Source organism: Varibaculum sp. C0165D1, assembly GCF_056590355.1.
In genome coordinates, this window is sequence record NZ_JBWPVY010000001.1 from 49,017 (window position 1) to 69,143 (window position 20,127).

The window sequence follows — 20,127 nt, forward strand, 5'->3', positions numbered from 1 at the left end:
TGCAAGCCCGTATTAACATGTGAGAACTAAGTCACTATTTCGGTACGCGAAATTTTTGGAATTCTAAGCTGTCTAATAGCTGAAAAACCGCCCCTCAGCGGTTAATCTGGAGGTAAGAGTAATCCTAAAAGGAGAAAACATGAGCGAAGACAGCTTGCCCAGTGTAGAAACCAATGCTGACCCGGTGGTTACCTGGACTGTTCAAGAAGGAGCGATGGTAGCTGCCAAGCTCGATCCCAGTGCGGTCTGCCAGTTCTTCCAGGAACAAAACATCGTCGCGGAGGCAGACTGGTTTCCGGATACTCCCCACTTGCTGGGGGTAAATATGCTGCGTAACCAAGCCGATGGTCTGGCTTCTTTGGATGAGGCGGGCGAACCCCTGCGGGTAGGGGCAGCGCTTCCAGAAGTGGTAGAGAAACTGGCAAAAAAGTTTGAGGCCGATGTTTCAATTGGCGAATACCATGCCAATAAACTGCCTGCAGACAAACCCATACCTTCCCGTGCCGGTGATCGCAGCCAACCGGTGCGCGTGGTAGAGATTTCGCGGATGCCGGTTTCTTCGGTTCCATTTTGCGCGGCTGCGGAAGGAAAAACTCTCGGTTGCGTGACCCTTACGGAGGGTCGCATCGCCCTGTGCTATGAAACCATTCGCGCAGACATTGTCGAGGGTTCTTTGATCTCCCGGATTCCTGCCATCGGACTCTATGTATCAGACCATGATCAGCGGGTAGTGGCAGTAACCTCCGATGAAAGCGCAGATCCAGAGAAACTAGCGATTCACTCTTGGCTGTTGCAAACTCAGGTGGTGCCGGGGGCAGTAGAAAATCCCGATCCGGCGCTAAAGGAGCAGATCCGCGAATATTTGGGGCACTCTTCCTCACCCAAAAATATTGCCGAAACTGCCGGCTGTGATGCCAAGCAATTGGCAGAAACCTTTAAAATAGCCGGTCAGGACGGCATGGTGCGGGCGATTGAAGTCATGGGGCTACCTGCTGAGGTCGCCGCCTTCCTCTACGGGCGTCTCGATTTAGAAGATGTGCCTGGTATCGAGATCTTCCATGAACCCGGCTGGGCGCGCGCCATGGGCCACAGCGTAGATATGCGAATTTTGCACTCTGATGAGGACGCGAAAACTCCTTTTGGAATCTTGCGGAAGTGGGAGGTAGAGCATCCCACCCTAATGAAAGTCGCAAATATTGCACAGTTGGCGGTAGGAATCGGACTGATGGGAGCAGGTCTGATTGGTCTAGCCGGTAAGAAACGTTTCTCGAAACTGTCCCTGCTGGGCGGAGTGATGCTGGGGATAGATGGCGGATTACGTTCTTCAGTGGTTTACCACATGAAAAACCGGATAGTGGGCGATCTTTAAACAGTCAGTTCCCGGATGCCCCAACAAGAAAACTTGAGGTTATAGAACTGCAAGTTTTATGGAGCTGAAACTTTGCCCTGGATAAGTCGTATTATCGCGCACTTGTTTAGTGAGGATCCCGGCGCGCATTTTTGAGGCCGCGCAGGAAGGCAATTCGTTTTTCATGACGCGCAATCATTCGGTCAATCCCCGCCGCGACTTTTCCGCGCCAAGGTTTGCCGCTTTGGGTCGCTAGCCGGGAACGCCATTTTCGCGCCTGGCCAAGAGGAGACTGTTCAGGTAGGGAAGCATCATCCGGAGCATCTAGATCTACCGCTCCGCTGAGTTTATGGTGTGCCCAATCCAAGGTGAGAGGGTCCGAGAGCGAAACATAATTGGGGCATTCGGTACCGTGTACGTCCTCGGCTTCGCTAATTGTCAGCACTTTTGGAGGATTAGCGATAAATGCACAGGTTACCAGCATTACGCGCGACAGCAAGTTAATCCAGAGTAGCAAAGTAGCGATAGCGGCAAAGGAAGCTAGGAGAGGATTGTTAACCGAGCCCACCACGGAGGTTCCCAGGGATCTGATCAGGGTTGAAATCACGCCAAAAATCGCTAAACCGCAGAGTAAATCCTTTTTTGGTACCCGAATTAGTGCTACGAAACGAATCAAAACCCACAGGATTAATCCATCAATCGCGGCGCTGATAAGAAAAGATCCGATGTGAATAGCCGTAGACGTAACGGTAGATTCCATCCCAATTGTCGAAAGTATCTGCCGGCCAATAAGGGAGTTTGCCAAGGTTAATATCCCGGTGGCGCCTACTCCCAAAGCGATAGCCAAAAAACCGAGCAGATCGCGTAACTGCTCCATGGCGGCTCCCGAAGATACCTGATCAATTCCGAACATGGCGCGGATGGAAGATTTCATGGCGCGCATGACCCCGGTAGCCGAAAATAGCAGCACCACCACTGCCACCAGGCCAGTTAGCGAAAAAGAGGTTGAAATCACCAGGTCGGAGGGGTCAATGATTCCCGAGGACCCCTTCCAATCCAGTACCCCTGGCAAAGAAGATGAAATTGATGAAAATACGGCATCTTGCAATTGCGGACTACGTCCCAGTAATCCTAAGAGCAGCGTGATCCCGATAGTTAGGGCGGCAGCCAGCGAAAAAATCGCGGAATAGGCGATCCCGCCGGCTAGGAGGGCGCCGCGACCGTTACTGTAACGCGTGAGGGAGCGCAAAATGCGCAAACGCTGCAGCCAGGACACAAAAAGCCTGGTTTTTTCTTTTAGCCCTGTTTCTGCTTTCACCTCTGCAAACTTAGGTGAAAATTGCTCGGGATGGCGGGAGCGAACAGAAAGCTGGGCAGAGGTACCGGTAGGTTTCATACTATTAATCTAGCGGTTTTACGCAGCGAAAGCAGCTCGCAAACGAACAAAAACGCGCTCAAAAAAGACAAATAAAAACATTTAGGGTAGTCTAAGAAAAATGGTTTTCCCCGACCGATGGAGAGACTCATGTTAGCGCACCAGCGGCACGATGAGATTTTGCGGCAAGTAAATGAGAGTGGGTCTGTGCGGGTAACCGACCTGGTCACCCAGCTGAAAGTCTCAGAGATGACGGTACGGCGCGATATTCGGGTGCTGGCTGCTCGCGGGCTTTTAGAACGCGTTCACGGGGGAGCAATTAAGATTGAACGCGAAGAGCAACCGGGAAAATCCGCGGTCGCTGTCTCCAGTGAAGAACAAAAAGCCTTAGCCGAAGCAGCAATGGAAACTATTCGCCCTGGATCAGCGGTTTTTATTGGGGCTGGTGGGTGCGCTAGCGCCCTCGCGAAGCAAATCATTGAGAGTGAATTCTTTTCCTCCCTCACGGTAGTAACTAACTTTTTACCCGTAGCCAAAATGCTTGATCACGCCCAACAACGCCAACGCGACCAGGGTGTAATCCCTGCTCAAGTGGTTATCTTCGGGGGACAGCCCGACGGTCATGAAAACTTGGGGCCCCTAACGCTAGTTGATGCTCATAGCTTCCATCTGCATTCGGTGTTTATCGAAGCGGAAGGCTTAGACGCAGAAACTGGCTTGAGCTGCCAGAGCCTGGAAAGGGCGGCCTTACATCGGGTGCTCATTCGCAACTGTGATTTTGCTACCGTGATGGTGCCTAGCGGGGCCTGGGAGCGCTCAGCGTTAAACATAGTATGTCCCGTAAATAAACTTTCGCGAGTGATAGCCGGCAGCGAGCCGCCCCCGGAAATAGCTGCCGCTATGCAACAGGCGCAAATAATGGTGGAAGTGTGTGAGTCCTAAGCGGTGCGCACCCCGATAGTATTTTATTAGTGATGAAGCTACACGTAATCGTCCCCGCCGGAGGACCCGGAAGTCGCCTCTGGCCGCTTTCTCGGGCAGGAAAACCCAAGTTTTTACTGGATTTGCTAGGGGAGGGGCGCACCCTATTACAGGCAACCGTTGACCGGCTTTCCCCCTTGGCAGCGTCGCTAACGATAGTAACTGGTGCTGATCACGCCGCGGCTGTAGCCTCCCAAAATCTAGCTGAACGCCTAGAATCGGACGCGAACAGCCGTTATGTGATCTTGGAAGAGCCCAGTCGAAAAAACTCTCTGGGAGCGATTGCTTGGGCGGCGGCGAGGCTCCAGCATGAATATGGGCCCGTGATTGCCGGGTCTTTTGCCGCTGATCACGCGATCAAAGACGAAGCTGCATTTCGCAGGGCAGTAACCGCTGCAGTAGAAACCGCCGAAAGCGGAAAAATCGTAACTATTGGGATAGCTCCCGCCTCTCCCTCTACTGCTTACGGCTATATCTGCGCTTCCGATACCGTTCTGGGCCCTGAAAGAGGCGGGCCTCCAGTTTTACTAGCCGAAAGTTTTAAAGAAAAGCCCTCCGAGCCGCAGGCCAAAAGTTATCTGGAAGCCGGAGGCTACTTTTGGAACGCCGGAATGTTCGTTTTCAGCACTGAAATATTTCTCTCTCACCTGCAAAAGCTGCTTCCTAGTTACTATGAAACCATCCAAAAAATCTTGTGCTTTAACCCGGGGACGCCGGAGTTCTTAGCACTATGGGAATCGCTCCCTTCCTACCCCATAGATACTGCGATAGCAGAACCAGTAGCCGCCAGCGGGGGAGTAGCAGTGGTAGCTGCCGAAGACTTCGGTTGGTCAGATGTGGGGGATTTTCGTTCCTTACGCCAGGCTATTGCCGGGGATGATTTGGAAACCCCGATAGTGCGAGGGATAGGACAAACCCAGCTGCTGGCAAGCCCGGGAGCCTTTGTCGACCACGAGGGGGAGGAAAAATTGGTGGTGCTGGGAGTACCTAACGCGGTCGTGATTCGCCGCGGGGACGTCACCTTGGTGACCACCGCCGAAAATGCCCAAAAAATAGGAGAAGCGGCGGAAAAACAAGGGGACTTGCGGTGAGACTGGCGCGAGCGCTGATAACAGCGTTGGGAGTAACTTTGGCGCTAGCAGGTTGCGCGGGAACCAACGTGGCCCCCACAGGTTATATAAATGCCGCAGATTTTCGCACCTGCCTGCTCACTTTGGGAAAAGGGGAAGCCGGTTCGATTAACGCTAGCGCCGTATCTGCGTTAAACGACGGAAAGAAACGACTAGGAGTAGCCACGCGGCACCGTACCCTTGATTCGCCCGCAAAGATTGAAAAGGCTATCACCGGCGATATTTCTGCCAACTGTTCCCTGATCATCGGGGTGGGAGAGGCCTTCGTTGAACCCCTGATGAAACAGGCCAAGTACCACCGGGCGCGCCATTTCGCCCTGCTACTTCCGCCGGGAACTACTGCCCAAGCTACCCGCGAAAATGTAGCCATCGTAAGCTACGATCTGAGCCAACCTGCCTATGTAGCCGGGTTCATTGCAGCGGGAACTTCCGCAAGTGGCCAGGTGGGGGCGGTTGCCGGTGAAAACAATCAGACTAATAAAACCTTGATATCCGCGTTCACTCAAGGGGTTGCCCGCTATAACTTGGAACAGGAAAAGACCAATAATGAAGCAGTAAAAGTTGGAGTCTTGCCGGGAGGTAACAAATTCTATCTCGGCGCCAATGCCGATGGGAATAAGGTAAAAACCCAGACAGAGTCGCTAATAAAGCAAGGGGCGGATGTTATCTTTTTCGCTGAGGGCGCGCAAAGCCCCGGCGCATTAGAGGCGATTACTAAGGCAAATACCGATAAGGAAATGGCCGCTAAAGCTGCGGCAGCGGCGGCCGCAGAGGCCGCTAAGCGCGCTGCTACCCAAAGCGCGAGTCCTACTCCCGCGCCAAGTTCTACTACTCCCACCGCCAGCACCAAAGAAAGTGATGCGGTCGGGACTATCACCGCGATCTGGTATCTAACTGATGGACATGAAACCCAGAACGGGGTGGCGGGAGGAAAACCGCCAATTTTGACTTCGATAGTCCCCGATGTATCTAAGGCGATGACTTCCCTAATCGAAGAGGCACGTAAAGATCGTTACGCCTCGAACTCCACCCAGATTCTGGGAACCTATAAGAACGGATGGGTGGGGCTTACCCCGTTTTATGAATACGGGTCTACGGTGCCCAATAAGGTGAAGAATAATTCGCAAATTATTGAGGAAGAATTCCGGCAGGGAACCTTGAAGCTATAGCTGCCTTGCAGGAGAAACCTGGAAGAAAATAGCTGGAATTACGAATTACTCGGTGGATAACTGCTGCTACCGGCCTTTAAGCTTCCTCAGGATAAAGCTGATGAATAGCGGCCGCTAAATCGATGACTTCTTTTTTACTCATCTCGATAACTAGGCGTCCGCCCCCTAATGCCGGCAGTCGCAACACTACTTCCCGGCCTTCTTCTGTACGAGCCCCGTCCTCGGCTACTTCTAACGGACCATCTCCGGTTCGTGGTTTCATTGCTGCCATGCTGACCCCCAGAGAGCTAAATAATTATGACTAAAATAGCAATTACTTAGCTAATTATAGCAGATGGAAAACTTTGGTTTAGAGCAGGTTTCTGTCACTTTGCTTCGCTCACAGAGGTTACCGCTAATTTTTCAGGAGGAGCTCAAAACCGATAATTTCCAAATAGCGGAGATGCTAATGTGAACAGGTGGATGTGAAACTTTTCCCCAGTTTTGCCGGATTTTTCCCCACTTTGTTCTGGGGTACCGGGCATCTAGTTTCTGCGGTCACTTTGATTGTTTTGACGGTTGTTATCGCGGTGCTGCTGCTCGCTGAGGGACAATTCAAAGAATAGGGCGTATGTACTATTTTTTATATGTATTAGCGCTCTCCTTGGTGATGAACCTCTTGATCACCTGGTGTTTTGAGCTGGTGGTAGCGCTCATTTGGGGGCTGCGCACCTGGCGTGCCCTGTTCATAGTAGCTTTGGTAAACGCGGCCACTAATCCGCCGCTATCGGCGTTGATGGTTTTTCTCAGTTTCACTCCCCTCGGACGCAGTAGCCTGTGGCTATTGCTAGTGTTCGAGCCCCTGATCGTACTGATTGAAGGTTGGATTTATCAGCGCACCCTGCCGCAGCTAGCTCGGCCCTATTTATTCTCATTCGTGGCAAATTTGGCCTCGGGAGGGTTAGGGATGTTGATATGATTAGGAAGCCCAATCCCCAAGGAGCAAGATATGTCTAATTCCCCTTCAATCCTGCATAAGTTCCAAATCTTTATCGTCGCGTTATTCCTGGCGGCACTATCGTTAATGGTTGCCCCCAGTTCCGCCAGGGGAGATGATGCTAAGCCCTGGAGTGACTTTACCGCCGAAGATTATTACGTAATCGTGTCTGCCTGGGACGGGGTAAATATCCGAGAATTCCCCGGTGTCAACTACCAAAAATTGGCGTTTGCGCCTCAGGGAACCCGACTACACGTAACTGGATCCGCAAAAAACGAGAATGGCAAGCCCTGGCTGAGCATAGAATCTCCTTCCGGATGGGCAGCCGCCAGTGAGGTCACGAACGAACGCTATTATCGCCCCCCCGGCTCGGACCACTACTCAACCTTCTCCGGTGGCTCCTAAAACTACGCCCACACAAACCACCACTACGACTGTCACTGCCACCGCGAAAGCCCCGGATGCGGAGCAATCTGCTCAAAAGTCAGGTATTAGTAAGGGATGGGTTATTGCCCTAGTAGCGATGGTGGCTCTTATCAGCATTATTTCGATGCTGTTACTTTACTTGTTATTTATAAGAGGAAAGAAAAACCAACCGGTACCGATATCTCCCGGGCCGCGCTGGTAAACCCGGTCAGGATCAACCAAGAGGTTAGAAGAAAAAAGTAAGTAGAGTTGAACTGCTAGGAAGTTTCGGGCGCTTTACCGATAATCTCTAGAGCCTGGGCGGGAGTATCAACCAGTTGCACCGCCGCTAATTCTGCCTCGGTAATCATTCCTGCGGTCAATAGTTGATCTTTGAGCCAGGACAACAGTCCGCTCCAGTAGCTGCGCCCTACCAAGACAATGGGGAAAGATTTTATTTTTCCGGTTTCTGCCAAGGTCACGGCCTCGAAAAGTTCGTCTAAAGTACCGAATCCTCCCGGTAAAACCACGAATCCTTGTGCATATTTTACGAACATGGTTTTGCGAGCGAAAAAATACCGGAAATAAATCCCAAGCGATATCCAGTCGTTAAACAATTGCTCGTGGGGTAGCTCGATTCCTAACCCCACCGCGATTCCTCCGGCTTCGGTACAACCTTTGGAGGTCGCCTCCATTTGCCCCGGGCCTCCTCCGGTAATTACCGCCCAACCGGCCTCAGCCAGAAGTCTGCCAGTTTCTTCCCCCAGGGCGTACTCCGGGCTGTCTTGGGTAGTCCGGGCGGAACCGAAAACTGAAATTGCCGGCCCAAGTTCGGCAAGGGCTCCGAATCCCTCGATAAATTCGCTTTGAATTCTAAGCACCCGCCAAGTGTCATTATGGAGCCATTCAGTATCATTTTGGGGACGCAGCAAACGTTGCTCCGAAGTTTCGGTAGGCATTAGGGGATTGCGCATCTGAATGGGTCCGCGGCGATATACGCCATTATTTTTAAAACTTCTCACCAGCGCAGCATACCAGTAGGTAGTTTAAGCCTAAGTTAACCCCGCCGGAACATTTGGTTGCACTACGGCAAAGAAAGATAAGTAGCTCCTATCGGGTGCTAAAAAGAAACCAAAATTTTTCGCCAGAGCGGAAAATCTCGCCGGTTTATTCTGGCGGGCAATAAACTCCCACGGCTAGGCCATCTCCACAGGTGAGCACGTTAGCGATGAAACGTTCATCGCTAAGCAGGGAAGTAACCGCTTGCCGCATCTGGGTAGTTTCCATTTCCCGGCGTGCTGGGTCTCCCACCTGATCCATCCAGAGGGCGTGTACAATCACCACCATCCCTCCGGGACGCAGAATGCGGGTAGCTTGTTCGATATAGCTAGCGATTTCGCGTACGTCCCCATCGATCACTACCAGGTCATAGGCCGCACCTGCCATCCGAGGTAGAACCTCCAGGGCATGCCCGTTGATTAGGCGGGTACGATTTGACCGGCCGGTGGCGAGGCGGAAGGCGGTGCGGGCGGCAGCCTGAAACTCAGATTCCGAATCAATAGTGGTGAGTACGCCGTTTTCAGACATTCCAGCCAGCAGATATAAACCCGAAACTCCCGCTCCGGTGCCGATTTCAAAAATAGCTTTCGCCCCACAGGCTGCCGATAGCATCCGCAAAGCTGCCCCGGTGGCAGGAGAGACCGGAGCCGCTCCCATTTCTACGGCGGCGGTGCGCGCCGCCGTAGTGATCTCGTCCTCTACCACCTGGGACTCAGTCCAGTCCCAACTCAAAGCTTTGTTGTTATTCATAAAGACTTCCTCGCTAGCGGATCTACGCTTGCAACCAGTTTACGAAACCAGCCTCGTAACTTACAGCGGTTTAACCCCGAGGTTTCGTCCGGCAAGCGAACTAGTACGCTTAGCGAGCGCCCCCGCAACCTGATTAATGGCTTGCGATGCCGGAGAATCCGGATGCATAGCCACCACCGGGGTTCCCTGGTCTGAGCCTTCCCGCAAAGCGATATCGATCGGTACGTTAGCCAAAACCGGAACTTCGTATCCCAGCTGAGCACTGAGGCGACCGGCCACCATATCGCCGCCACCGGTGCCAAATAAATGCAGTTTACTGCCATCTTCTTGCGGTAGATAAGACATGTTTTCGATTACTCCGATTACCCGCTGTTCGGTCTGCGCTCCGATAACCCCGGCCCGCTCTGCAACTTCTGCCGCTGCCACCTGCGGGGTGGTAACTACCAAAATTTCTGAACCTGGTAACAACTGGGAAATCGAAATTGCGACATCGCCGGTCCCCGGAGGCAAATCCAGGAGGAGAACATCAAGGTCGCCCCAGTAAACGTCCGCTAAGAACTGCTGGAGGGCGCGGTGCAGCATCGGGCCACGCCAAACTACCGGTTGGCCCTCCGGAACAAACATGCCAATCGAAATTACTTTGACCCCGCCGGCTACCGGGGGAACAATCATGCCATCGATAACGGTGGGTTCGTCTGCTACTCCCAGCATCCGGGGGATCGAAAAACCATAAATATCGGCATCCAGCACCCCGACTTTGAGGCCTTGGCTAGCCAGAGCTAACGCCAAGTTAGCGGTCATCGAAGATTTTCCGACCCCGCCTTTACCCGAAGTAATCGCATAGACCCGGGTCAGGTTACCTGGCTGCGCAAAGGGAATCACATTTTGTGGTCCCGAAAGTTTTTCTTTCAATGCGGCCCGCTGGGCTTCATCCATTACTCCCATCTCGACCGTGACCACATTTACCCCAGGAACTTTTGAAACCTGTTCTTGGACATCTTTTTCAATCACTGATTGCAGGGGACAACCCGCGATAGTCAAATCCACACTGACCTTTACCGCGCCGTCCTCACCAATAGAAACTTCGCGCACCATATCCAGGTCGGTAATCGCCCGCCCCAGTTCGGGATCAATGACCCGACTTAGTGCCTGTCTAATTGCCTCTTCGTTTAACTGACTCATGCCCCCTATCCTATATGGCGCTCGCTAAGACCTCACTTTTCTTGGCTAAGCTAATGGCGATACTTGCCCGGTTTTGGGGATATTTATTGCTTTAGCGACGGGAAAGAGGCGGCAAAAAGTTATTCGGCGCCCCTGGTTTCCCGGTTGCAACTTTATTTATGTTCCTCTTTTTCCTGGTGTAGCTTCTGGTATTCCTCATCCCTAATTTCATCTAAGAGGTCGCGAAGTTCGCCTCGCACGAAATCTCGGGTAGCTACCTCCGACATCGACAGGCGCAAAGAAGCAATCTCGCGGGTGAGATATTCGATCTCGGCATGATTCTTTTCCGCGCGGCGACGGTCTTGTTCCGCCGAAACTCGATCACGGTCATCTTGCCGGTTCTGTGCCAACAAAATTAGGGGGGAAGCGTAAGAGGCCTGCAAAGATAGCATTAGAGTCAGGGCCGTAAATCCCAGGGAAGCACTGTCAAAACGCCAGGATTCCGGAGCCCAAGAGTTCCAACCTAGCCACAAAACTACGAATACCGTCAGGTAAACCAAAAATTGCGGGGTCCCCTGAAAACGCGCAAAAGATTCTGAAACTTGCCCCACACCCTCGGACTGTAAATTTATGCGCGGAAGTCGAAAACGACGCTTTCTTTCGCGGGGAGTATCAAGCCTGTCCGGCATCTTCGCTCCTTTCCCTTTCCATCGCTAGGTCGGTTAGTTCTTCGTCTGCGTCGCGCCAATCCTCAGGTAAGAGGTGGTCGAGGACGTCATCAACACTAACCGCGCCCAAAAGATGCCGATTGTTGTCAACTACGGGAACCGCAGTGAGGTTATAGGTAGCAAGTAGCCTGGTTACTGTGCCAATACCGGCAGCGGGGTCCACCCCTTTAAGATCATCATCAAGAATCTGTCCCAAGAGGGTTTGGGGAGGCTCGCGCAAGGCTTTTTGAATATGGACCGCTCCTAAGAAACGTCCAGTCGGGGTCTCTGTAGGAGAGCGAGTTACACACACCAGCGCGGCGAGGGCAGGAGGAATATCTTGCCGGCGCACATGGGCTAACAGGGTCGCCACGTCAGCATCAGGAGGCAAAATCACCGGAGTAGTAGTCATCAAACCACCCGCGGTGCGTTCCCCATAAGCCATTAGACGCCGCACGTCCGCCGCTTCTTCCGGTTCCATTTCTGCCAACAAAATTTGTGCTTGTTTTTCGGGTAATTCATTTACCAAGTCGGTGGCATCATCAGGTTGCATCACATCCAAAATATCGGCAGCGCGAGCGACGTCGAGGGAGGTAAGAATGGACACCCGGTCTTCTTGACCCAGCTCTTCCAACACGTCCGCCAACCGTTCATCTCCCAGCTGCGCAGCCACTTCTAGGCGGCGTTTTTCCGGCAGATCGGCCAGTACATCTGCAACGTCCGCCGCTTTCGCATCTTCTAACTGAGCCAGTAGGGTAGTTGCCTCCTGCGGGAGCACCGATTTGCGCAGGTGAGTTACCGCTGAAGGATCAATCAGCAGGGTTTCCCCGCGGCTGAGTGCTAACGCCGAAGTTACTCGCTGCACATAGAGTTTGGTGATATACCAGTCGCGACGATCGTCTTGCTCCATACACATATCCTGGATTTTCACGTCGCCAGAACCGTCTCGCATCGCCACTACGCGATCCATCAGTTCGCCCATCACCATGGTTTCCGCTACCCGCTGTTGGAACTGGCGAATATTAACCAATCCCGTGGTGATCACCTGTCCTGGCTGGATGGCAACGATCCGGGTTACCGGTACGAACACCCGGCGGTGTCCGGCAACCTCAACTACCAAGCCCACCACCGTGGGTAACCCGGTAAAACGCAATACGATAATCACATCGGTTACCCGACCGATTTCATCGCCTACGGGGTCAAAAACACGAGTGCCCGCCAGTTTGCCGATGAAAACACGCGAACCTACCGGTTTGATTGAGTGTTTGACGTGCTCCATGTTTCCAACTCTACTTGAAGATCGAGGAAGTTAAGAGTTTAGTTGCCTGCTGCTGATCCACTTTCCGCAAACTAATTCTTGACCCGAGAGTCCAGATCACGAGTAAGATTCGCCGGCGGCAAAATCTGCCGGCTTTGCGGGGGATGGTTTTGCAATGCGCTGATCGTCCGTAGACACTTAAGCTATGGCTTTTTCTCTAAATCGCACGGTAAACGCAAGTGGGCAGGGGCAGGATTTAGCGATCTTTGCTTCTAAAGAAGAGGCGGAAGAAGCTATAAATTACTTACAATCCCAAGAATTCCCGCTGCAGCAACTGCTGGTGCAAGAACGCGGACTGATGCGTTCCAATCAAGTAATCGGGGTCATCACTTGGCCTAAAGCCCTGCTTGCTGGTTTTTCTCGCGGTCTGATGATGGGAATTTTCTTCGCGCTGCTGCTTGTACTTTGGAAACCAGCATGGGCGGTTTTTGTGCCCATAGTAATCGGAGCTTTCGCTATTTTCCGAGGTATCGAGCGCCTAGTAGCTTGGGCGATTCGCTCTTCTGCTTCCGGTTACCCCATAGCTTTTTCCTCCTCCCTCACCGGACGAGAGCACGTACTAATGACCGTCGCAGATTATTACACTGCCCGGCGCCTACTCTTAGATGATTCCCGCTTCCAAGCGGCAGTAGTTGAAAAGGATGCTCCCACCAGCGTTGATAATGGTCCTACCCGGTTTGGTTCTCGCGCTAATGAACAGCCTCGCTATGGGGTACGGCTCAGCCCGCAAGCGCGCAAGCAGTTGCGCGCCCAGCAGGCGCAGCTAACAAAAGAAACTACTGTGGCTCCCGAACCAGTTGGAGTGCCCTCTGCGTCGCAGCCCTCCGATAATAATGCGGAAGAGTCGCCTGAACAGGAAGAAAAAAATCCAGCGGAAGCGGGGGACCCCCAAAACAGTGAGCTAAAAGACGCTCATTAGCACTGGTAGTAGCGTCAGGGGTATATTTAAGGAAGTTCCGGCGCAGCGACCCTAATCCCGCCGGTTTTTTCATGCTCGAGCTAATACTCAGAACGGCTGTAAGGAGGCGCGGATGAAGGTTCGCCAGGATTTGCGAAATGTGGCAATCGTTGCCCACGTAGACCACGGGAAAACTACCCTAGTGGACAAAATGCTTTGGGAATCGGGAGCCTTCGGCGATCACGCCAGCGTAGAAAAAACCGGCGAACGAGTGATGGATTCTGGCGATTTGGAACGCGAAAAGGGGATTACTATCCTCGCGAAAAATACTGCCGTCCATTATGCGGGGAAAGCTGCCCAAAACGTAGGGGTTAGCGAAGGGATCACCATTAACGTGGTGGATACCCCGGGACACGCCGATTTCGGAGGAGAAGTTGAGCGCGCCCTCTCTATGGTGGATGGGGTAGTGCTGCTAGTAGATGCTGCCGAAGGGCCCTTGCCGCAAACCCGGTTTGTGTTGCGCAAAGCGCTCGCTGCCCGGCTGCCGGTAATCGTGGTGATTAATAAAGTTGATCGCCCAGATTCGCGGATTGAAGAAGTAGAATCCGAAACCGTTGACCTGCTGCTAGCATTGGCGCAAGACCTGGTAGACGAGGGCGAAGAAGTAGATTTAGATTCTTTGCTCGATGTTCCGGTGCTTTATTGTTCGGCAAAAGCTGGATGCTGCTCCTGGGAAAAACCTGCCCGAGGCGAGCTACCGGGAAGCGACCTCCACGACCTCTTTGATGCGATTATCAACCGGATTCCCGGGCCTGAATATGACCCGGATGCTCCCTTGGCCGCCCACGTTACCAACCTGGATTCTTCTCCTTTCCTAGGGCGCCTGGCCTTGCTCCGTATCCACAACGGCACTTTGCGGCAGGGCGAACACGTAGGTTGGGCACGTCATGACGGCTCAATTACTGACGTGAAGCTCACCGAGCTGCTGGCCACCTTCGGTTTGGAACGAAAAAGCGTAGAGGAAGCCCACGCCGGAGATATCGTAGCGGTGGCCGGAATCCCCGAAATCACTATCGGGGAATCTCTAGTGGATTTAGAGGATCCCCGTCCTCTGCCACTGATTAAAGTAGATGATCCCGCTATTTCTATGACTATCGGGACTAATACTTCTCCGCTGGCTGGCAGGGTTAAAGGACATAAACTCACGGCTCGCCAAGTTAAAGACCGCCTAGATCGCGAATTGATCGGAAACGTGTCCTTGAAAGTGCTTCCCACCAAGCGCCCGGATGCCTGGGAGGTGCAAGGACGCGGGGAACTAGCACTGGCGATTCTGATTGAACAGATGCGCCGGGAAGGTTTCGAGTTAACCGCCGGAAAACCGCAGGTAGTAACCAAAGAAATTGAGGGGAAGACCTGTGAGCCGATGGAGCTAATGACTATTGACGTGCCCGAAGAATACCTGGGTAAAGTCACCGAATTAATGGCGGCGCGCAAAGGCAAGCTGCAAACCATGTCTAATCACGGCACCGGCTGGGTGCGCCTGATTTTTCGGGTACCGGCGCGCGGTCTGATTTCTTTCCGTTCTAAATTCTTGACAGATACTCGCGGCTCGGGGATTGCCTCTTCCATTGCTGACGGGTATGCGCCCTGGCAAGGAACCATTACCCGCCGGCAAAGCGGGTCTTTAGTTTCGGATCGCGCCGGCAAATCCACCCCCTACGCCCTCATTCAGTTGCAAGAGCGTGGCAGTTTCATTATTCAACCCGGTAGTGAGGTCTACGAGGGGCAAGTAGTAGCTGAGAACCCCCGCGGGGAAGATATGGATGTCAACATTACCCGGGAAAAGAAGCAAACCAATATGCGTTCTTCCACCGCCGACGCCTTCGAGGGGCTAGTTCCTCCCCGGGTATTGACCCTGGAAGAATCTTTAGAGTTTGCGGCCGAGGATGAATGCGTCGAGGTTACCCCGGAAGAAATCCGGATTCGTAAAGTGGTATTAAGTGCGCAAGACCGTTTCAAAATTGCTTCGCGTCGCCGCCGTCAAGAACGCGGAGAATAGGTGATTTTTTAGGCATTAGACCGGCTAAAATTTTGGCGGGGGAGGGACCCGCTTTCCAGTTACCATTTTTTCTGCCGGTACTTTTACGGGACCTTTTCGAGTCATAATAGTGACGCTATCTGGGCTTACGTCCAGAACTTCCCCCAAAGCGTCGTAAAGACCGTCGGCTTCCCTCCGGCGTAGTACCACTCGTTCGCCCACTTTCCAAGACAGCCAAGGCAGACGCGGCGGCGGTTTCTGATTGCCGACAAACTTCATAGTGAGATACTAGCAATATCGGAACCTAAGGAGAATCTATGACTTATGTGATCGCTGAACCCTGCGTAGATGTTAAAGATCGTGCCTGCGTGGATGAATGTCCCGTAGATTGTATTTACGAGGGTAAACGTTCGCTTTACATTCACCCTGAAGAATGCGTTGACTGCGGGGCTTGCGAACCGGTGTGTCCGGTTGAAGCCATATTCTACGAAGATGACCTGCCTGAAGAATGGGCAGATTACTACCGCGCGAACGTAGATTTCTTTGAACTAAAAGGTTTAGGTTCTCCGGGAGGAGCCTCCAGTGTGGGTGCTACCGGCTACGATGATCCCATGATTGAAAAGCTGCCTCCCCGCGAAGAATAATTTTTTCTAATCCGGTATTCCGGTGCCTTGGCGTAAGATTAGCAAACTTACTGACTGCCACTGTCTTAGGGTGGGAGTATGAAAAATACCGATCTTCCACGTCCACTGAATCTTCCGGTTTTTCCTTGGGACTTACTCACCCCCTATCGCGAAACCGCTGCCTCTTTTCCGGGTGGAGCCATAGACTTATCCATCGGCACCCCGATTGATGACTGCCCGGATATCGCGCAATCAGCCCTGGCAGCAGCCGCAAATAGTCCCGGTTACCCCACAGTTGCTGGCAGCTGCGAGCTAAGAAGCGCCATTGTTAGCTGGGCGCGCGAATGCGGAATTAACTGCATCACTGAAGAGTCTTGCCTGCCTACGGTGGGTTCGAAAGAACTGGTAGCGAACTTGGGTTGGCAACTAGGAATTGGTGGTGGCGATAAAGTCTTGTTTCCTGAAATCGCTTACCCCACTTACGATATTTGTGCCCGGCTAGCTGGCGCGCAGGGGATTCCGGTCTCGAACGATATCTCAACTTGGCCACGCGATGCCTCTTTAGTGTGGATAAATACCCCTGCTAATCCCACCGGCTGGGTGGCCCCTAAAGAATGGCTGCGAGAGGTAGTTTCTTGGGCGCGGGAAGTGGGAGCGGTAGTCGCTAGCGACGAATGCTACCGCGAGCTCACCTACGGGGGGTCTACTCCGGCGCCCTCGCTGCTGCAAGAGGACGTGTGCGCGGGTAGCAACGAAAACCTACTGCTGGTTTATTCGGTTTCTAAGGAATCTAACTTGGCAGGATACCGTGCGGCTTTCGTTGCCGGCGATCCAGACTTAATTGCATCGCTGCTTGCGGTGCGTAAGCATAGCGGAGTAATAATGCCGGCTCCGGTACAGGAGGCACTAAGGCGGGTGCTTTTAGATCGCTCCCATGTGGTCGAGCAAGTAGCGCGGTATGCCCGGCGCCGAAAGATTCTGGCGGCGGCGATTGAAAATGCGGGGCTGAAAATTGCGGAGGAATGCGAGGCCGGTCTTTATCTGTGGGTTTTTGATCCCGCAGATACAGCTGATAAGCAATTGTCACCCGGTCAGGGAGCTGATTGGCGCCTATTAGAAAAATTTGCGCGTCTAGGGCTGATAGTTGCCCCGGAAAGTTTTTACAATTCCCGCCCCGGATCCCACGTACGCGTGGCCCTTTGTGTTACTGACGAAGAAATTGAAAAAACTGCTAAACATTTAGCGAAATTTGCCTAAGAATGGTAAAGTTTTTAAAAAATGTTGTACTCTTGAGGGTATTAAGTCCTATATAGTGATCATGGGGTGACAGTTAGTCATCTCTCTTCGGGAAGGTTGTTAAAATGGCTGATAATCAAAAAAGCACCCCAGATTCAAATAGCACTGGCCGGCTACCGGGAGTGCTTCAGGTTGAAGGTAAAACCATTGAGTTTCCACCAGTACAAGCAACCTGTGGTGACCAGGGGATTGATGTTTCTAAACTCCGTAATCAAACCGGACTGGTGGCGCTAGATCCTGGTTTTTCCACTACTGCCTCTTGTACTTCTAAAGTAACCTTCATTGATGGCGGCAAAGGGATTTTGCGCTATCGCGGTTACCCGATTGATCAGCTTGCAAACCACTCCAGTTTCCTGGAAGTTGCTTATTTGCTGATTAGGGGAGAATTGCCTACGCCTTCACAATTGGACGAGTTCGTGCGGCGAGTAAAGCGTCAACGCTTATTGCACGAAGACTTCCGGGCATTCTTTACTGCCTTCCCCTCCGATGGTCACCCCATGGCTATTTTGCAGGGCGGCATCGCCGGCATGGCCACCTATTACGAGGAAACTTTCGCCGATGTACATGACCCCGAGTTGCAAGATATTCAGGCGGTGCAGCTGCTGGCGAAAGTGCCGACCATGATTTCCTATATTGCTAAACGGGCTGCCGGTCTGCCACTGCTCTACCCGGATAACGAGCGCTCCTATGTAGAGGACTTTATTCGCTTGACCTTCGGTTTACCCTACCAGTCCTACGATATTGATCCCGCAATTGTGCGCGCCCTGGAAGTGCTATTTATTTTGCACGCTGACCACGAACAAAACTGTTCTACCTCCACAGTTCGCTTAGTGGGGTCCTCTAACGCCAATATGTATGCTTCGATTGCCTCTGGCGTAGGAGCACTATCGGGGCCGCTGCACGGGGGCGCTAACGAGGCAGTGCTGCGGATGCTGATCAATATTCGCGACACCAATATGTCGATTAAGGATTTCGTGAATAAGGTCAAGAATAAGGAAAAAGGCGTCAAGCTGATGGGCTTCGGCCACCGCGTCTACAAGAACTATGACCCCCGTGCTGCGATTGTGCGGGAACAAGCTCACAACGTCCTTGATCGCATGGGCAAGAACAACGATTTGTTTGATCTAGCCATGGAGCTAGAGCAGGTGGCGCTGTCTGATGATTACTTTATTGAACGCAAACTTTATCCGAACGTTGACTTCTACACTGGTCTGATCTATTCGGCGATGGGATTCCCCACCAAGATGTTCACCCCGTTATTTGCCCTCGGGCGCCTTCCGGGTTGGATTTCTCAATATATCGAGATGCTCCATGACCCGATGACTCGTATCGGTCGTCCCCGCCAGGTGTATCAGGGGGAGCCGCAGCGCGACTATGTGCCATTGCGGATGCGGGAAGCTAAATAGTTATACCAACTAGTCAGGATACGGGTGAGGCCGCGCGGCCTCACCCGTTTCATTTACCGGTAATGTGCTAGGTTATGGACAGGTATTTTTTACTAGGGGGAAGAGTGTTTAAAGATCAGGAAACTTTATCTGCAGGTGAACTGGCCTTTAATGCCGATCCGCTGTCTCCATCGCCAGCTATGCGTTCCGGGCGCCTTCCCCGCGTTTCTAGTTTGTGGGTCATTCTTTTTTCTATCCTCGGGTTGATCGCCTCCTGGCAGCTGTGGCGCACCGAAATGATTCACCGTGCCCAGCCGGGACGCGGCTTAGGTTGTTCTTTAAACAACGTGGTCGATTGTCGCGGAGCCATGGAATCTGCAGCCGGTCACCTTATTTTTGGTATCCCCAATTCTGTCTTCGGAATAGTGGCGTTTGCTGCGCTCTTAGCAGCAGGCGTCTACCTAGTGGTGGGGGGACGCATCCCTAAATGGGGACTTTTACTTTTTGCCCTGGGAACCAGCGCCGGCCTAGTATCGGTGCTTTTCTTTCTGGCGACCTCGGTTTTTCAATTGCACTCCCTGTGTCCCTACTGTTTCTTAACCTGGGTGGCCACTATTTTTCTGGCCTGGCTATCCTATGCGCTTTGGGTGCGGGTAGGGGCTACTCCCGCCCGTCCGCTAAGCGGGGCGCGCCGCGCCCTGGTAGGGTACTGGTGGCTGGGGGCCATCTTGAGCGTTGCGGTTATTGTAGCGGTACTATTTACAGTTTTCGGGCTAGAGATTTTCCGTCTGTAACTTAAGGGGTAACGCGATGAACAGGAAATCTACAGGCGGATCAGGAGAGTACGAAGGGGCTTCCTCCCGGGTAGTGCAAGATTATTTGAAGCGTCTTTTAGGAGCTACCGAATGGGGAGGTAGCACCCTCTCGGTATCGGGACTTGCACAAAGAATGGGGGTGGCGCCCTCTACTGCCTCCGAGAATGTGCGGCGCTTAGACAAGTTAGGACTGATAACTCATGCCCCTTACCGGGGGATTACCCTGACTGCAGAGGGGAAAAAGTTAGCTTTGAAGATGGTGCGTAAACATCGCATCCTCGAGACCTATCTGCATCAAAAATTGGGCTACCCCTGGGATCAAGTCCACGCAGAAGCCGAAGTGTTAGAACATGCTGCCTCCGATAAGTTAATTGCGGCTATGGATCAGGCGCTGGGAAGTCCGAAGATGGATCCCCACGGCGACCCGATTCCCACCGAAGATGGCCACCTCCCGAAAGTGTCCACTCTGCCCCTAGCAAAGGCTCCCTTAAATACTCTCGCCACTGTGGCGCGGATACAGGACTCCAATGCCCAGCTCCTAAGATTCTTAGAATCAGTGGGGATTGTTCCTGGTTGTGTCCTCTCTCCCTTAGAAAACATTCCGGAGGCAGGAATTATGCGTCTAGATGTAAACGGGCAGGAAGTCACCCTGGGGAAACCGGCAGTAGCTGCTGTCTGGGTAACTGCTTAGCA

23 protein-coding genes are annotated in these 20,127 nt (G+C 52.7%); 15 read left to right on the forward strand and 8 right to left on the reverse strand.

Annotated features, from left to right (window positions below; all coding sequences use genetic code 11):
* Positions 1-139 precede the first annotated feature (139 nt).
* Positions 140-1,369 (forward strand): hypothetical protein, encoded by a 1,230-nt coding sequence (locus tag AC1EKS_RS00220; RefSeq protein WP_481008262.1) that lies wholly within the window; start codon positions 140-142, stop codon positions 1,367-1,369.
* A gap of 106 nt (positions 1,370-1,475) precedes the next feature.
* Here the strand turns inward: AC1EKS_RS00220 and AC1EKS_RS00225 are convergent, their stop codons facing one another.
* The gene (locus tag AC1EKS_RS00225; RefSeq protein ID WP_481008263.1) at positions 1,476-2,744 is read right to left on the reverse strand and encodes a YihY/virulence factor BrkB family protein; all 1,269 of its coding nucleotides are present in this window, start codon (positions 2,742-2,744) and stop codon (positions 1,476-1,478) included.
* 129 nt (positions 2,745-2,873) lie between these two features.
* On the opposite strand from AC1EKS_RS00225, the gene AC1EKS_RS00230 reads away from it, so the two are divergent.
* Genes AC1EKS_RS00230 through AC1EKS_RS00240 form a run of 3 tightly spaced genes read left to right on the forward strand, consistent with a single transcriptional unit; the run spans position 2,874 to position 6,003 of the window.
* Positions 2,874-3,665, forward strand: a complete 792-nt coding sequence (locus AC1EKS_RS00230) for a DeoR/GlpR family DNA-binding transcription regulator (protein ID WP_481008264.1) — start codon at positions 2,874-2,876, stop codon at positions 3,663-3,665.
* Positions 3,666-3,697: 32 nt separating this feature from the next.
* Positions 3,698-4,795: a mannose-1-phosphate guanylyltransferase gene (locus AC1EKS_RS00235; protein WP_481008497.1), complete on the forward strand. Its 1,098-nt coding sequence runs from the start codon at positions 3,698-3,700 to the stop codon at positions 4,793-4,795.
* On the forward strand, positions 4,792-6,003 hold the full coding sequence (locus tag AC1EKS_RS00240) for a BMP family lipoprotein (RefSeq protein WP_481008265.1): 1,212 nt from the start codon (positions 4,792-4,794) through the stop codon (positions 6,001-6,003). The genes AC1EKS_RS00235 and AC1EKS_RS00240 overlap by 4 nt, the downstream gene beginning before the upstream one ends.
* Positions 6,004-6,079: 76 nt before the next feature.
* Here the strand turns inward: AC1EKS_RS00240 and AC1EKS_RS00245 are convergent, their stop codons facing one another.
* On the reverse strand, positions 6,080-6,274 hold the full coding sequence (locus AC1EKS_RS00245) for a DUF3117 domain-containing protein (RefSeq protein WP_481008266.1): 195 nt from the start codon (positions 6,272-6,274) through the stop codon (positions 6,080-6,082).
* 187 nt (positions 6,275-6,461) lie between these two features.
* On the opposite strand from AC1EKS_RS00245, the gene AC1EKS_RS00250 reads away from it, so the two are divergent.
* From AC1EKS_RS00250 to AC1EKS_RS00265, 4 genes are read left to right on the forward strand one after another with little or no spacing between them, the layout of a single operon-like run.
* Positions 6,462-6,608 (forward strand): hypothetical protein, encoded by a 147-nt coding sequence (locus AC1EKS_RS00250; RefSeq protein WP_481008267.1) that lies wholly within the window; start codon positions 6,462-6,464, stop codon positions 6,606-6,608.
* A 5-nt stretch (positions 6,609-6,613) separates the two neighbouring features.
* A complete protein-coding gene (locus AC1EKS_RS00255) occupies positions 6,614-6,961 on the forward strand; it encodes a hypothetical protein (protein WP_481008268.1) in 348 nt (115 codons plus the stop codon).
* Positions 6,962-6,991: 30 nt separating this feature from the next.
* On the forward strand, positions 6,992-7,384 hold the full coding sequence (locus tag AC1EKS_RS00260; protein ID WP_481008269.1) for an SH3 domain-containing protein: 393 nt from the start codon (positions 6,992-6,994) through the stop codon (positions 7,382-7,384).
* Positions 7,374-7,607, forward strand: coding sequence for a hypothetical protein (locus AC1EKS_RS00265; protein WP_481008270.1), 234 nt, complete (start codon positions 7,374-7,376; stop codon positions 7,605-7,607). Before AC1EKS_RS00260 ends, AC1EKS_RS00265 begins: the two co-directional genes overlap by 11 nt.
* 55 nt (positions 7,608-7,662) lie before the next feature.
* Here AC1EKS_RS00265 and AC1EKS_RS00270 read toward each other — a convergent pair whose 3' ends face one another.
* The 5 genes from AC1EKS_RS00270 to AC1EKS_RS00290 all read right to left on the reverse strand — a co-directional run bounded on the left by AC1EKS_RS00270 (position 7,663) and on the right by AC1EKS_RS00290 (position 12,340).
* Positions 7,663-8,358: an LOG family protein gene (locus AC1EKS_RS00270; RefSeq protein WP_481008498.1), complete on the reverse strand. Its 696-nt coding sequence runs from the start codon at positions 8,356-8,358 to the stop codon at positions 7,663-7,665.
* A gap of 193 nt (positions 8,359-8,551) precedes the next feature.
* Positions 8,552-9,193, reverse strand: coding sequence for an O-methyltransferase (locus tag AC1EKS_RS00275; RefSeq protein ID WP_481008271.1), 642 nt, complete (start codon positions 9,191-9,193; stop codon positions 8,552-8,554).
* A 60-nt stretch (positions 9,194-9,253) separates the two neighbouring features.
* Positions 9,254-10,375 carry an Mrp/NBP35 family ATP-binding protein gene (locus tag AC1EKS_RS00280; protein ID WP_481008272.1) on the reverse strand — a complete coding sequence of 374 codons (1,122 nt, stop codon included), beginning with the start codon at positions 10,373-10,375 and terminating at the stop codon, positions 9,254-9,256.
* Between the two features lie 152 nt (positions 10,376-10,527).
* Entirely contained in the window at positions 10,528-11,043 is a 516-nt protein-coding gene (locus AC1EKS_RS00285) for a DUF1003 domain-containing protein (protein WP_481008273.1), read from the reverse strand.
* Positions 11,027-12,340 carry a magnesium transporter MgtE N-terminal domain-containing protein gene (locus tag AC1EKS_RS00290; RefSeq protein WP_481008274.1) on the reverse strand — a complete coding sequence of 438 codons (1,314 nt, stop codon included), beginning with the start codon at positions 12,338-12,340 and terminating at the stop codon, positions 11,027-11,029. The genes AC1EKS_RS00285 and AC1EKS_RS00290 overlap by 17 nt, the downstream gene beginning before the upstream one ends.
* A gap of 184 nt (positions 12,341-12,524) precedes the next feature.
* On the opposite strand from AC1EKS_RS00290, the gene AC1EKS_RS00295 reads away from it, so the two are divergent.
* Positions 12,525-13,298, forward strand: a complete 774-nt coding sequence (locus tag AC1EKS_RS00295) for a general stress protein (RefSeq protein WP_481008275.1) — start codon at positions 12,525-12,527, stop codon at positions 13,296-13,298.
* A 112-nt stretch (positions 13,299-13,410) separates the two neighbouring features.
* Positions 13,411-15,336 carry a translational GTPase TypA gene (gene typA, locus AC1EKS_RS00300; RefSeq protein ID WP_481008276.1) on the forward strand — a complete coding sequence of 642 codons (1,926 nt, stop codon included), beginning with the start codon at positions 13,411-13,413 and terminating at the stop codon, positions 15,334-15,336.
* A gap of 24 nt (positions 15,337-15,360) precedes the next feature.
* Here the strand turns inward: typA and AC1EKS_RS00305 are convergent, their stop codons facing one another.
* Positions 15,361-15,594 (reverse strand): putative acetyltransferase, encoded by a 234-nt coding sequence (locus AC1EKS_RS00305; protein ID WP_481008277.1) that lies wholly within the window; start codon positions 15,592-15,594, stop codon positions 15,361-15,363.
* A gap of 38 nt (positions 15,595-15,632) precedes the next feature.
* On the opposite strand from AC1EKS_RS00305, the gene fdxA reads away from it, so the two are divergent.
* From fdxA to AC1EKS_RS00330, 5 genes are all read left to right on the forward strand, one after another.
* Positions 15,633-15,959, forward strand: a complete 327-nt coding sequence (fdxA, locus tag AC1EKS_RS00310; protein ID WP_481008278.1) for a ferredoxin — start codon at positions 15,633-15,635, stop codon at positions 15,957-15,959.
* Positions 15,960-16,037: 78 nt separating this feature from the next.
* The gene (dapC, locus tag AC1EKS_RS00315; protein ID WP_481008279.1) at positions 16,038-17,195 is read left to right on the forward strand and encodes a succinyldiaminopimelate transaminase; all 1,158 of its coding nucleotides are present in this window, start codon (positions 16,038-16,040) and stop codon (positions 17,193-17,195) included.
* Positions 17,196-17,299: 104 nt separating this feature from the next.
* Entirely contained in the window at positions 17,300-18,640 is a 1,341-nt protein-coding gene (locus AC1EKS_RS00320; RefSeq protein WP_481008280.1) for a citrate synthase, read from the forward strand.
* Between the two features lie 104 nt (positions 18,641-18,744).
* Positions 18,745-19,413 carry a vitamin K epoxide reductase family protein gene (locus AC1EKS_RS00325; RefSeq protein WP_481008281.1) on the forward strand — a complete coding sequence of 223 codons (669 nt, stop codon included), beginning with the start codon at positions 18,745-18,747 and terminating at the stop codon, positions 19,411-19,413.
* 16 nt (positions 19,414-19,429) lie between these two features.
* Positions 19,430-20,125, forward strand: a complete 696-nt coding sequence (locus AC1EKS_RS00330; protein ID WP_481008282.1) for a metal-dependent transcriptional regulator — start codon at positions 19,430-19,432, stop codon at positions 20,123-20,125.
* Positions 20,126-20,127 lie beyond the last annotated feature (2 nt).

What these genes read in the sequence shown, in the direction of transcription:
- fdxA (WP_481008278.1), top strand. Translation starts at nt 15,633, where the DNA reads ATGACTTATGTGATCGCTGAACCCTGCGTAGATGTTAAAGATCGTGCC.
- AC1EKS_RS00295 (WP_481008275.1), top strand. Translation starts at nt 12,525, where the DNA reads ATGGCTTTTTCTCTAAATCGCACGGTAAACGCAAGTGGGCAGGGGCAG.
- typA (WP_481008276.1), top strand. Translation starts at nt 13,411, where the DNA reads ATGAAGGTTCGCCAGGATTTGCGAAATGTGGCAATCGTTGCCCACGTA.
- AC1EKS_RS00275 (WP_481008271.1), bottom strand. Translation starts at nt 9,193, where the DNA reads ATGAATAACAACAAAGCTTTGAGTTGGGACTGGACTGAGTCCCAGGTG.
- AC1EKS_RS00230 (WP_481008264.1), top strand. Translation starts at nt 2,874, where the DNA reads ATGTTAGCGCACCAGCGGCACGATGAGATTTTGCGGCAAGTAAATGAG.
- AC1EKS_RS00290 (WP_481008274.1), bottom strand. Translation starts at nt 12,340, where the DNA reads ATGGAGCACGTCAAACACTCAATCAAACCGGTAGGTTCGCGTGTTTTC.
- AC1EKS_RS00260 (WP_481008269.1), top strand. Translation starts at nt 6,992, where the DNA reads ATGTCTAATTCCCCTTCAATCCTGCATAAGTTCCAAATCTTTATCGTC.
- AC1EKS_RS00245 (WP_481008266.1), bottom strand. Translation starts at nt 6,274, where the DNA reads ATGGCAGCAATGAAACCACGAACCGGAGATGGTCCGTTAGAAGTAGCC.
- AC1EKS_RS00330 (WP_481008282.1), top strand. Translation starts at nt 19,430, where the DNA reads ATGAACAGGAAATCTACAGGCGGATCAGGAGAGTACGAAGGGGCTTCC.
- AC1EKS_RS00220 (WP_481008262.1), top strand. Translation starts at nt 140, where the DNA reads ATGAGCGAAGACAGCTTGCCCAGTGTAGAAACCAATGCTGACCCGGTG.
- AC1EKS_RS00270 (WP_481008498.1), bottom strand. Translation starts at nt 8,358, where the DNA reads ATGCGCAATCCCCTAATGCCTACCGAAACTTCGGAGCAACGTTTGCTG.
- AC1EKS_RS00305 (WP_481008277.1), bottom strand. Translation starts at nt 15,594, where the DNA reads ATGAAGTTTGTCGGCAATCAGAAACCGCCGCCGCGTCTGCCTTGGCTG.
- AC1EKS_RS00285 (WP_481008273.1), bottom strand. Translation starts at nt 11,043, where the DNA reads ATGCCGGACAGGCTTGATACTCCCCGCGAAAGAAAGCGTCGTTTTCGA.
- AC1EKS_RS00280 (WP_481008272.1), bottom strand. Translation starts at nt 10,375, where the DNA reads ATGAGTCAGTTAAACGAAGAGGCAATTAGACAGGCACTAAGTCGGGTC.
- AC1EKS_RS00225 (WP_481008263.1), bottom strand. Translation starts at nt 2,744, where the DNA reads ATGAAACCTACCGGTACCTCTGCCCAGCTTTCTGTTCGCTCCCGCCAT.
- AC1EKS_RS00235 (WP_481008497.1), top strand. Translation starts at nt 3,698, where the DNA reads ATGAAGCTACACGTAATCGTCCCCGCCGGAGGACCCGGAAGTCGCCTC.
- dapC (WP_481008279.1), top strand. Translation starts at nt 16,038, where the DNA reads ATGAAAAATACCGATCTTCCACGTCCACTGAATCTTCCGGTTTTTCCT.
- AC1EKS_RS00320 (WP_481008280.1), top strand. Translation starts at nt 17,300, where the DNA reads ATGGCTGATAATCAAAAAAGCACCCCAGATTCAAATAGCACTGGCCGG.
- AC1EKS_RS00255 (WP_481008268.1), top strand. Translation starts at nt 6,614, where the DNA reads ATGTACTATTTTTTATATGTATTAGCGCTCTCCTTGGTGATGAACCTC.